Origin of the sequence: Leptolyngbya sp. CCNP1308 (assembly GCF_034932455.1) — a bacterium.
In the GTDB taxonomy this organism is placed as follows: domain Bacteria; phylum Cyanobacteriota; class Cyanobacteriia; order Phormidesmidales; family Phormidesmidaceae; genus Nodosilinea.
In genome coordinates, this window is the sequence record NZ_JAYGIH010000115.1 from 23546 (window position 1) to 33811 (window position 10266).

General features: G+C 55.2%; 11 protein-coding genes and 1 pseudogene. 4 read left to right on the forward strand and 8 right to left on the reverse strand.

Annotated features, from left to right (window positions below):
* Positions 1–21 precede the first annotated feature (21 nt).
* The 5 genes from pstA to VB780_RS30200 form a co-directional block, all read right to left on the reverse strand.
* Positions 22–963 (reverse strand): phosphate ABC transporter permease PstA, encoded by a 942-nt coding sequence (gene pstA / locus VB780_RS30180; RefSeq protein ID WP_323354898.1) that lies wholly within the window; start codon positions 961–963, stop codon positions 22–24.
* Complete coding sequence (pstC, locus tag VB780_RS30185) at positions 960–1895, reverse strand: phosphate ABC transporter permease subunit PstC (RefSeq protein ID WP_323354899.1); 936 nt, start codon at positions 1893–1895, stop codon at positions 960–962. The genes pstA and pstC overlap by 4 nt, the downstream gene beginning before the upstream one ends.
* 108 nt (positions 1896–2003) lie before the next feature.
* Positions 2004–3044 (reverse strand): PstS family phosphate ABC transporter substrate-binding protein, encoded by a 1041-nt coding sequence (locus tag VB780_RS30190; protein WP_323354900.1) that lies wholly within the window; start codon positions 3042–3044, stop codon positions 2004–2006.
* A 562-nt stretch (positions 3045–3606) separates the two neighbouring features.
* Complete coding sequence (gene arsB / locus VB780_RS30195; RefSeq protein ID WP_323354901.1) at positions 3607–4767, reverse strand: ACR3 family arsenite efflux transporter; 1161 nt, start codon at positions 4765–4767, stop codon at positions 3607–3609.
* A 286-nt stretch (positions 4768–5053) separates the two neighbouring features.
* The gene (locus tag VB780_RS30200; RefSeq protein ID WP_323354902.1) at positions 5054–5917 is read right to left on the reverse strand and encodes a DMT family transporter; all 864 of its coding nucleotides are present in this window, start codon (positions 5915–5917) and stop codon (positions 5054–5056) included.
* 106 nt (positions 5918–6023) lie between these two features.
* On the opposite strand from VB780_RS30200, the gene VB780_RS30205 reads away from it, so the two are divergent.
* Positions 6024–6554 (forward strand): hypothetical protein, encoded by a 531-nt coding sequence (locus VB780_RS30205; RefSeq protein WP_323354903.1) that lies wholly within the window; start codon positions 6024–6026, stop codon positions 6552–6554.
* Between the two features lie 221 nt (positions 6555–6775).
* The gene (locus VB780_RS30210; RefSeq protein ID WP_323354904.1) at positions 6776–7144 is read left to right on the forward strand and encodes a phage holin family protein; all 369 of its coding nucleotides are present in this window, start codon (positions 6776–6778) and stop codon (positions 7142–7144) included.
* 78 nt (positions 7145–7222) lie between these two features.
* On the opposite strand, the gene VB780_RS30215 is transcribed toward VB780_RS30210, so the two are convergent.
* From VB780_RS30215 to VB780_RS30225, 3 genes are all read right to left on the reverse strand, one after another.
* A complete protein-coding gene (locus VB780_RS30215; protein ID WP_323354905.1) occupies positions 7223–8110 on the reverse strand; it encodes a bile acid:sodium symporter family protein in 888 nt (295 codons plus the stop codon).
* Between the two features lie 95 nt (positions 8111–8205).
* Positions 8206–8925: a hypothetical protein gene (locus VB780_RS30220; RefSeq protein ID WP_323354906.1), complete on the reverse strand. Its 720-nt coding sequence runs from the start codon at positions 8923–8925 to the stop codon at positions 8206–8208.
* Positions 8926–8931: 6 nt separating this feature from the next.
* The gene (locus VB780_RS30225) at positions 8932–9195 is read right to left on the reverse strand and encodes a hypothetical protein (protein ID WP_323354907.1); all 264 of its coding nucleotides are present in this window, start codon (positions 9193–9195) and stop codon (positions 8932–8934) included.
* A 213-nt stretch (positions 9196–9408) separates the two neighbouring features.
* Here VB780_RS30225 and VB780_RS30230 point away from each other — a divergent pair, with 213 nt between their 5' ends.
* Both VB780_RS30230 and VB780_RS30235 read left to right on the forward strand, forming a co-directional pair.
* Positions 9409–9798, forward strand: a complete 390-nt coding sequence (locus VB780_RS30230; RefSeq protein WP_323354908.1) for a cytochrome c — start codon at positions 9409–9411, stop codon at positions 9796–9798.
* Between the two features lie 306 nt (positions 9799–10104).
* Positions 10105–10266 (forward strand): annotated as a pseudogene (locus VB780_RS30235) (photosystem II q(b) protein); the annotation flags it as partial.

Consider the following 10266-nt stretch of genomic DNA (forward strand, 5'->3'; position numbering starts at 1 on the left):
TGCAGCAACAAACAACTGGCGCTAAAACGTTTTTTGAAAACGATTTCGTAGATAGATCGCGGTACCATTCATCATCAACAAAATGACCATCAGCACAATGATAGCCCCCGCCGCTAGGGCGTGGAACTCAGCCTGGGGCCGAGATACCCAGTTGTAGATTTGAATCGGCAGCACCGTGAACGGGCTCTGCAACCCCGCCAGCGACAGCGGTGGCAGGAAGGGAATATAGGTGAGCGCCCCAATGGTAATCAGCGGTGCGGTTTCGCCAATGGCGCGAGACAGAGCCAAAATCACCCCGGTGAGAATGCCCGGCAGCGCCAGGGGAAACACGTGGGAGCGAATCACCTGCCAGCGAGTGGCCCCGAGGGCAAAGCCCGCCTGGCGCAAACTGGCCGGAATAGACCGGAGCGATTCGCGGGTGGCAATGATGACAATGGGCAGCACCAGCAGAGCTAGCGTCAGCGCCCCCGACAGCACACTGCGCCCTTGGGTGATGGCGAACAGAACGCGCACAAAGACCTGTAGGCCCAGCAAGCCGTAGATAATTGAGGGCACCCCAGCCAGGTTAGAAATGTTGATTTCAACCGCTTTGGCAAGCAGGCTATCGGGTACAAACTCTTCAAGGAAAATACCGGCCCCCACGCCAATGGGAAAGGTAAATAGTGCCACCAGCACCATCACCCAAACCGTACCCACCAGGGCAGATATGATACCGGCGTCTTCTGGTCTTCTGGAGGGATAGCTGGTGAGAAAGCTCCAGCTGAGCGAGGGCGCACCATCAATGACAACGTCAAGGAGCAGCACCACCAGCACAAACAGAGAGAAAACGACCGCCAAGAGCGCTAGCCAGGAAAACCCTTTGTCAATGGCCTGGCGCTTGCCTAGGGCATCTAGAACCTGTTTCTGCTCAATATCCCACCCGGCATCTAAGGGGGTGGCTTGAGACGATGTAAAAGGCGTCATTCGTAGCTCTCCCGAAACTTGCGAACAAACCAGAAGCTAATGATGTTGAACACCAGGGTGAGCAAAAACAGCGTCATACCCACAGCAAAGATCGACAAAAAGGCAATGGAACCAGCGGGAGTATCGCCCAGGCTCACTTGCACGATATAGGCGGTCATGGTCATGATCGGCACGAAGGGGTTGAGACCCAGCCGGGGGTTTTGCCCAGCTGCAAGAGCCACAATCATCGTTTCGCCCACAGCCCGAGACACCGCCAAAATGACCGACGCGACAATGCCCGAAAGAGCGGCGGGCAGCACTACCCCAAAAATGGTTTCTCGCTTGGTGAGGCCCAGAGCGTAGGAGCCATCCCGAAGGGCGCGGGGCACCGCATAGATGGCATCTTCACTGAGGGAGGCAATCAGCGGTGTGATGGCAATACCCATAACAATGCCCGCACTGAGGGCGTTGAAGCCCCCCAAGCCAGGAATAAAGGTCTGGAGCAAGGGCGTGACCAGCAGCAGAGCAAAGTAGCCGTAGACCACGGTGGGCACCCCCGCCAAGATCTCTAGGGCGGGTTTGAGCCACTTGCGCAGTTTAGGGGAGGCATACTCACTGAGGTAAATAGCCGAGAGCAAGCCCAGGGGAACCGCGACGAGGATGGCAATCAGCGAGGTCAAAAAGGTGGCGCTCAGCAGCACCATAATGCCGAACTGCGGGTTTGAGAACAGGGGAGTCCACTGCCTATCGGTCAAGAAGTTCCACAGGGGAACGACTTTGAAGAACTCTACGGTCTCAAACAACAGTGAGAGAACAATACCGAAGGTAGTAGCGACAGAAATGAGGGCAAACAGGCCAAACAGCCAAATAACGGCCTGTTCAACCCGTTTGTTGAGCCCTCGGTTGGGCTGCCAGAGGTTGTTTGGGTCGGGTGGCAAAGAGTTTGTCGTCATGATACAGAACTCTAAAAAAATAAGGGGCCAGTCAACGCTGGCCCCCAGGAAGTCGATCGGCTTAAACCTCAAAAAAAGGTTCAGCCAGAGGGCTTGTAAGAGTCAGGCCTACAGCACTTCTTTGAGCCTAACGCCAACGGGAGAGCCGCCTTCAAATACGGTACCCGTGGTTTGCTCCTCAAACCGAGCTAGCACCAGTTCGCCAACATCATCGGGCAGGCTGATGTAGCCAACTTCATCCACCAAGCCCTTATTGTCGGGAGAGATGTAGAAGTCAACGAAAGCTGCGACCGCAGGATCATCAGCCACAGACTGCTTAACGTAGATGAACTCAGGCCGAGAGAGAGGCTGGTAGCTGTTATCGGCAACAGTTTCAGCGCTGGGGGCCACACAGCCTTCGCCGCCGTCGATTTCAAGAGCCTTCAGGCTATCCTGGTTTTCTAGGTAGTAGGCCAGACCAAAGAAGCCAAGGCCGTTGGGGTCGCTGCTCACACCCTGCACAATGACGTTGTCGTCTTCACTAGCAGTGTAGTCGCCACGGCTCTCGCCACCAGTACCGACCGCTTCCATAAAGAAGTCGTAGGTACCTGAGTCGGTACCTGGACCATAGAGACCGAGGGGCTGATCGGGAAAGTCAGAGCGAACTTGGTTCCAGCTGGTAATGGTGCCCTGGGCGTCGGGCTCCCATATCGTCGCGAGTTCTTCAGTGGTGATGCAGTCAACGAAATCGTTTTCGGGGTTGACTACCACCGTAAGACCATCGAGAGCAATGGGCAGCTCAATATACTCAATGCCGGCCTCAGCGCAGAGGTCGATCTCTTCCTGGGTGATGGGGCGAGACGCACCGGTAATGTCAGTTTCGCCCGCGCAAAACTTCTTGAAGCCGCCGCCGGTACCCGATACACCCACGGTGACTGCCACATCAGGGTTGACCGCACCAAATTCTTCAGCCATTGCCTCAGAGATGGGGAAAACGGTGCTGGAACCGTCTACTAAAACCGACCCAGACAGATCAGAGCCAGCCGCCATTTCGGTGTCGGCGTCAGGGGTAGCGGTTTGAGAGCCACCGCCGCAAGCTGCCAGACTCGCCATCATTGCTACCAGTGCGGAGGAATAGCCTACTCGCAGCAGTTTCTTATTCAAAACCATGATTCTTCTAACTCCAAATCCAACGCGTTAACGAACTTATTCGGCAAACTTGCAGCTACATTGACCCAGATAATTAGAACCTTTGTCAATTACTTTGAGGCTCAAACTATCAAACGCACCAATGGGCTTTATGGCAGGCAAAATGTGCGTTTACTAAGGGGTTCTGTGGACACTGTATCACCTATGGGATGCCGCAAAAGGCAGCCTTTGCCTGGGTGTAAATTGGGCTAAGCAATAGCGTTTAGGTCACCATAGATAACCTTTAGCTTTTTTAGATATGCTTAAATGCACTATCCACCAACGTGCATTTCATGCCCGGTACAATAATCGGGTATTTCCTTCAAGAGAAGGTCAAGCGAACATTAATAAAAGATTTTTTATAGATTAATTTGAGGTTAAGGAACCTTTTGAAGGTTGCCAACAGAATCCTTGAAAGGTCTGCTGGGCTTGATGGCAGGGGTTAGGCGTTATCAATGCCTTGATTGCGTCTAATTTAATGGTTTGTCGATTCAGACCCGTGAGCTGCGGGGGTAGACCTGCCCTGGGCCAGCTCGCCGGGCAACTATTCGCTAGGGAGAAGACAGCGAGGATCCCGCAGGGTAGCCTTTTCGGGATGGCGGGGAAACCAGAAGGCGGTGCGCTTGCAAAATTCCACCAGCATCAGCATGACGGGCACTTCGATCAGCACGCCCACGACGGTGGCGAGGGCCGCCCCCGAATTGAGGCCAAAGAGGGTGACTGCGGTGGCGATCGCCACTTCAAAATGGTTACTCGCCCCAATCAGCGCCGCCGGGGCGGCATCTTCGTAGGCCAACCCCAGTTTCTGCCCTGCCACGTAGGAGAGCAAAAAAATAAAGTTGGTCTGAAGAAACAAGGGCACCGCAATCAGCAAAATATGAAAAGGATTTCGTACGATCAAATCGCCCTTGAAGGCAAACAGCAGCACCAGGGTAGTGAGCAGGGCAATCACCGCCACCGGGCTGAGGTACTTGAGAAACACCTGATCAAACCAGACTCTGCCTTTGTGGCGCAAAATCCAGGTGCGCGAAACCGTTCCGGCCAGCAGGGGTAGGCCCACATAGACCAGCACCGACAGCACAATCGTCTGCCAGGGCACCGCCAGGTTGTTGGCCGCCAGCAGCCATCGTCCCAGGGGCGCATAGAGAAACAGCATGGCCAGGGAGTTGATCGCCACCATCACCAGGGTCAACCCTTGGTTGCTAAAGGATAGATACCCCCACATCAGCACCATGGCAGTGCAAGGGGCAATGCCCAGCAAAATTGTCCCGGCAATATACGAATCGGCCAGGGAAATCTCGCTGCCGCGAACCATCTCGCTGCCCGCCAGCAGGGGCCTAAACAGCCCGCCTAAAAAAAACTGGGCAAACAGCACCATGGTGAAGGGTTTGATCAACCAGTTCACCACCAGGGTGAGCAGCACGGGGCGAGGGGTTTGGGCCGCCCGCCGCGCCTGGGAAAAGTCGATCTTCACCATGATCGGGTACATCATGAAAAAGAGGCAGACGGCAATGGGAATCGACACCTGGTAAAGGCTTAGGGCGTCGAGGGCTACGGCTATCCCCGGCAACAGCCGCCCCAAAACGATGCCCGCCCCAATGCAGAGCAGCACCCAGAGGGTGAGGTAGCGCTCAAAAAAGTTAAGCTGTCCCCCGGCGCTAGGGGTGGTGGTCGATTGGCTGGTTGACATTGAGCTTTGGGCCATGGCTGTAGAGGAATTAGTATATATCAATTTTTATTGATACATGAAGACTTAGAGCATCCAAGAATGGGGCGTTGCTGATTTGGGGCATGAATTTGGGTAGGGGCAAACGATCGTTTGCCTCGCGAGAGGCGTTGAATTTTTGATGCATACCTGTGTTGAGCAACCCCAAAAATGGCCTGTATGGGTTTTGGGCATCCCTGTCCTGTTCTATGCCGTTCTCCCGGCCCGTGCCCTGAGCGTGGTGGCTTAGCGCGACTGCATTCACCAGTTTGTGGCCCCTGCTAATCTAAATTTGCTGGCGATCGCTCGGGCAGCTAGCCCGCACCGTTGTGCCTAAAACCACCGCGCCCCCCACCAGCGTTCGTAGGGTAGGCACTTCGCCCAAGAGCAAAGCCGCCAGGGCAATACCGTAAACCGGCTCCAGGGCGCTGATCACGCTGGCGGTTTGGGTGCGCAGCACGGCCAGACTCTCTATAAATAGAGTGTGGGCCAGGGCGGTACACAGCACCCCCAGCCCCAGCAGCAGTCCTACCTCTCTCGTAGTTAATGCCAAGCCCGCGATCGGAGTGACCCCTAACAGGCTGAGGCAGGCAAACAGGTTTTGGTAAAAGGCGATCGCCACCGCCGAGTAGCGCTGCCGGTAGCCCTTGTTGAGCAATTGCAGCAGCGCAAACGACAGCCCCGACAGCAGCCCCCACACCGCTCCCAGAGTTGTCGCCGACCCCAACCGGTATTCAGGAATTACCAGGGCCACGCCGAGGACGACTAGAGCGGCGATCGCACCATCTCGCCAGCGCCACGGCGTCTTAAACAGCAGCGGCTCCAGCACCGTCACAAACACCGGAAAGCTCGAAAAGGTCAGCAGCCCCACCGCCACTGTCGCCAGCTGAATACTGAGGAAAAAACTCACCCAGTGAAAGGCCAGCAGCGCTCCCAACAGCCCCATGCCCAGCCAGTCTTTGCCATTGCCCAGGCGGGCAGATCGCTGCCCCAGAACAAGTACCAACCCTAAAGCCAGGGCGGCAAACCCGGTACGACCCAGCACAATCACCGTAGCGGGCAGCGCTAAAAACTTGCCAAATAGTCCCGACAGCCCAAACAAAAATACCGAAGCATGCACCTGGAACAGGGCGGGGGTAGCACGAGCCATGGTCGAACCTGATCAACAGTGCAAGCGTAGGGGACTCGTTAGATTTTTCATATATTTTGCCGATATTGTTAGGCATAACCTTTAGGCATTAAGGCAAGGCGTTTTTATGCGAGAAAACTTTACCGCAGAAGAATGGTCAGCCCTGCTTCAGGCTCCGATGCAGGCGGTGATGGGCGTTTGCCTGGCCGATCGGGTAGACCCGATTTTGTTCTTGCAGGAGGTTAAATCTGGGGTGACTATTGTGGCTGAAGCGGGTCAGCAGAGCGACATTGTGGGCGATTTGGCCCCCGCTCTGGTCAGCGGCATGGCCGAACTCGACGCCGCCGACCCCTTAAACGGCGAGCAATTGCTGCTCAAAAAGCAGTTTGAACTGCTTGGCCTGATGCAAACCTTCAAAAGCTCTAAGGAAGGGCGCGACTATGCGATCGCCCATCTGCAAAAGGTCTCGGCCATTTTAGATGCCAAGGTGACCGGGGTGCAGGCCAGCGAACTCAAGCAGTGGCTGGTGAGCGTGGCCACCAAAGTCGCCGAAGCCCATCGAGAGGGCGGCATCTTAGGCATCGGCTCCAGCCGCATCAGCGATAAAGAGGGCGATGTGCTCAACAAAATGAACGCCGCTCTGGGGCTGGCGGGCTAGCCAGAGGCTTCCTAGGGGTTCATGGTATAGATTGCGTTAGTTCAGGTGCCCCAAAGGGTTGAAAGCCGCCTGAAGACTGTATTAGCCCAGCTTTGCCCTTGAGAAAGCGAAAAATCGTAGCAAATGCTACTCTATGACCGATAATTCCAGTTGCGAAGGCCGTAGGCAACTGGCCGACTGTTCGATAACCCCATCGTTTATTTGTGTGAGGAGAAACGCCAATGCTGATTGGATTTTTAATTAGTGTCATTGTGCTGGCCATTAGCCTGCTAATTATTTCTAAGATTCCGCCCATCGGGGTCGAAATTGATAGCCCCGTTAAGGCGCTGCTCGGCGGTGCCATCATCGGTGCGTTTAATGGCATTTGGGGCTTTTTCCCCGGTGCCCTACGCGGCTTTTTCGCCATCGTTAGCCTGGGCCTAGTGCCGCTGATTGGAGCCATTATTGTGTTTGGTCTGGCGGCCTGGCTGATCGAAGGCTTCCGGCTGCGCTACGGCATCTGGAGCGCAATTCTCGGTGCGATCGCCCTGGCCATCGTCAGCTCTATTCTCAACTTCATCCTCAGTTCCGTTGGGCTGGTTGGCGCTTAGGTTAACTAGGTTGCCCAAGCTGCGCTAAAAATGCCCTGAGTCATAGCGGCTCAGGGCATTTTGCTGGGCAAAAGATCCTTAGCCGATAGGTGTTTGCGCCCTTGAGCCGCGCCGCGTTACCCACCAGGCAAACCCGCCCCCGGTGGCAAACATCAGCAGGCTATAGATCGCTGCCGGAATTGCCAGATTTGGCTGATTGAGCAGGGTGGGGGCGCTGGCAATGGCGATCGCCAGCGTGCCGTTCTGAATACCCACTTCCACCGTAATGGCCGTGGCGCTGGGGCGATCGAGCTGGGCTACCCGCGCCACTAAATAGCCCAAAGCCATTGCCGCCAGGTTCAATGCCAGGGTTACCAGGCCCACCTGGGCAAAAAAGCCCACCACGTTCTGCCGCTGCTGCACCAGCAGGCCCGCAATAATCAGCCCCAGTAGCCCCAGGGAAAGCCACTTAACGCCGCGCTCAACCTGGGCAGCAAACTGAGGCAGAAATTGGTGCAGCGCCATGCCAATCGCCACCGGAATAATCGTAATCACCGCTATTTGAATCACCGTTTCCCCGATGGGCAGATTCAGGGTCGTGGATTCGCCCAAAAATGCCCCCATCGCCAGATTCACCACCAGGGGAATGGTAATCACCGTAATTAAGCTGCTAATCGCCGTCAGGGTAATCGACAGCGCCACATTCCCCTGCGCCAGATAGGTGATTAGGTTCGAGGTTGGCCCGCCGGGGCAGGCCGCCAAAATCATCACCCCCACAGCCAGTTCTGGGGTAAGCGGCAACACCGATGCCAGCATGAAACCCAGGATAGGCAGCATGACCAACTGCGCCAGCAGCCCCACCACCACCGCCTTCGGATACACCAGCACTCGCGTAAAATCGTCAACCCTCAGCCCCAGCCCCATGCCCAGCATGACTGCAAACAGGGCCAGGGGCAGAAATACCGCCGTTAAAAAGCTCGATTCCATAGCTCCACCCAATTTTTTCTGCGAGTAGTGTAACCATTTGGGGAACTCGCTTTAAAGCAGCCGGCGATTCTATAGCCATCGCTATAAATCAAGTTCTACGTTAAGTAATTGAACACACTGGCCATAAATCCTAGGGCAGCAAACACCAAACCAGCGCCAATTAAGTTCGTTTGCACCGTCGTCAGACGGTAGGCCGGGCGCAGCCAAAAGCTCAGAAATCCGCTGATCCGGGGCATGACCGCCCAGGTCAAAATGGATGAGGTAATTAAATTGTTGATCACCAGCGAGGTGGCCATGGGCCACGTCTGCATAATCCCCAGGGCGCTAAACACCATGCCTTGAATCATCAGCGTAGGGTAGAGGCCGAGCACCACCGCCAGCACCTGCTTCCAGGGCGGTGGCCCGAGGCTGTGCTGCTCGGCTCCGCCTGTGTGGCTCGAAAACCATCCCTCTAGCCCGGTGGTAAACGATTTGTAGCGGTAGGCCAAGAAGGTGTCGTGCCCCTGCTCAAGTAGGTCGGCGCGATCGCTCGATTTCAGCCAATAGTTGAGCTCCTGCGGCGTCCTGAAATGAACGATGGAGTACCACTTTACTACCCCATCATCACAGTCTAAGGGGGGGCAGAGATCGGCGCGGGTATAGCCCTCAAACTGTCTTGCCCCCTCCACCATCTGGTCATACCACCGCCGAAACACAGCCTCTGCCTCCGGCCCCTGGGGCACAATATATTCCACGATAAACGTGGAGTAAAAGTGATCCTCCGGGGAATTCTGAGAGTCTGGGGAATCCTGAACGCTTTCGGAAGAAGAGGTCATGACAAATCAGTAGTGGAAAAATAAGGCCCGAGCGGCGAAAAAGCCCCCCAGCAGCAAAACCCAACGCAAATTTTGCCGGATGGTTTTGAGCTCCGCCACTATTTGTTCTGCCTGGGTCTTTGTCATAGGCGTCGAGTCTACGTCTTGTTCAGGGCTGGGGACGTTATCTGAGGAGGGGAAGGCCGTTGGCGCAGTCTCTCCAACGACAGCGGGCTGCTGCTCAGGAGCCGCTGCCTGGGTAGGCTGCACATCAAACTCTGGATTGGCCATGGCTGCTTGGGTATAGATGGACTTGGTCTAAACCAGATTGGTACCCACTAACGGTACTATCCCAGACCAAGGGGCTCAAGGGCTGATGTTGGGTGGCCATGACCTAGCCCTAACATCCAGCCGTCTCCAGACAGAATCCTTAAGATTCTGAGGCAAACTGGTCTTAGGTTCTTAAAAGTACGTAACATTTAGTTAAAGATATTCTTTCTTCCCTTGGCACAAGAGACCTTAGACAAGCAGACCGAAGACCTCAGCAGCTTGCTAAAAAAGGCTGCTTTAATTGCCGTAGCTTTGGTGATGGCCGTCGTGCTGAGCGTTGTCGCCGTGCGCTACTCCCAAGCGTCTGACCCCTACATCCACCAGGTGCTATTCCTAAAAGGCAACGGCAGCCGAGGAGAGGCCATCTTTAAAATGAACTGCGCCGTGTGCCACGGGCTTGAAGCCACTGGTGAGGTCGGCCCCAAGCTAGTGGGTGTGTCTGACCACAGAACCAGAGTTGGTCTTATCAAGCAGGTCATCAGCGGCGAAACCCCGCCCATGCCCCAGTTTCAGCCTGAACCGCAGGATATGGCTGACCTACTCATCTATTTAGAGCAGCTGTAGCGATCGCCGCTACGCCCGGCAATTGTTACAGTCCTTTATGAGAATTCTGAGTGGGGATGGAGCTAGGCGCGATCCCCACTCAGAATCCCTGCCCTGGCTACTAAACCCTACAAGTCTTTGGAGTCAAGGGCTTCAGGAGTTCTACAGGATGCATCAATTCCTGTAGCCTGATCCAGTGCATTAAGTTTTCGGGGAGAATTTGTTTACAAAACTCTACGAATACAGTATTATGTAATCACTCGGGTTACGAATCTACATGATTTGGCCCGCGTACCTTGAACGATAAATACCAAGGACTAATACATCATGACTACGACTCTACAGCGGCGCGAAAGCGCCAACCTGTGGGAGCAGTTTTGCCAGTGGGTGACCAGCACCGAGAACCGCCTGTATGTGGGCTGGTTTGGCGTGTTGATGATCCCCACCCTGCTTGCTGCGACCGCCTGCTTCGTCGTCGCGTTCATCGCG

Excerpts from the sequence above, each read along its gene's own strand:
- pstA (WP_323354898.1), bottom strand. The coding sequence starts at position 963 with ATGACGCCTTTTACATCGTCTCAAGCCACCCCCTTAGATGCCGGGTGG.
- pstC (WP_323354899.1), bottom strand. The coding sequence starts at position 1,895 with ATGACGACAAACTCTTTGCCACCCGACCCAAACAACCTCTGGCAGCCC.
- VB780_RS30190 (WP_323354900.1), bottom strand. The coding sequence starts at position 3,044 with ATGGTTTTGAATAAGAAACTGCTGCGAGTAGGCTATTCCTCCGCACTG.
- arsB (WP_323354901.1), bottom strand. The coding sequence starts at position 4,767 with ATGGCCCAAAGCTCAATGTCAACCAGCCAATCGACCACCACCCCTAGC.
- VB780_RS30200 (WP_323354902.1), bottom strand. The coding sequence starts at position 5,917 with ATGGCTCGTGCTACCCCCGCCCTGTTCCAGGTGCATGCTTCGGTATTT.
- VB780_RS30205 (WP_323354903.1), top strand. The coding sequence starts at position 6,024 with ATGCGAGAAAACTTTACCGCAGAAGAATGGTCAGCCCTGCTTCAGGCT.
- VB780_RS30210 (WP_323354904.1), top strand. The coding sequence starts at position 6,776 with ATGCTGATTGGATTTTTAATTAGTGTCATTGTGCTGGCCATTAGCCTG.
- VB780_RS30215 (WP_323354905.1), bottom strand. The coding sequence starts at position 8,110 with ATGGAATCGAGCTTTTTAACGGCGGTATTTCTGCCCCTGGCCCTGTTT.
- VB780_RS30220 (WP_323354906.1), bottom strand. The coding sequence starts at position 8,925 with ATGACCTCTTCTTCCGAAAGCGTTCAGGATTCCCCAGACTCTCAGAAT.
- VB780_RS30225 (WP_323354907.1), bottom strand. The coding sequence starts at position 9,195 with ATGGCCAATCCAGAGTTTGATGTGCAGCCTACCCAGGCAGCGGCTCCT.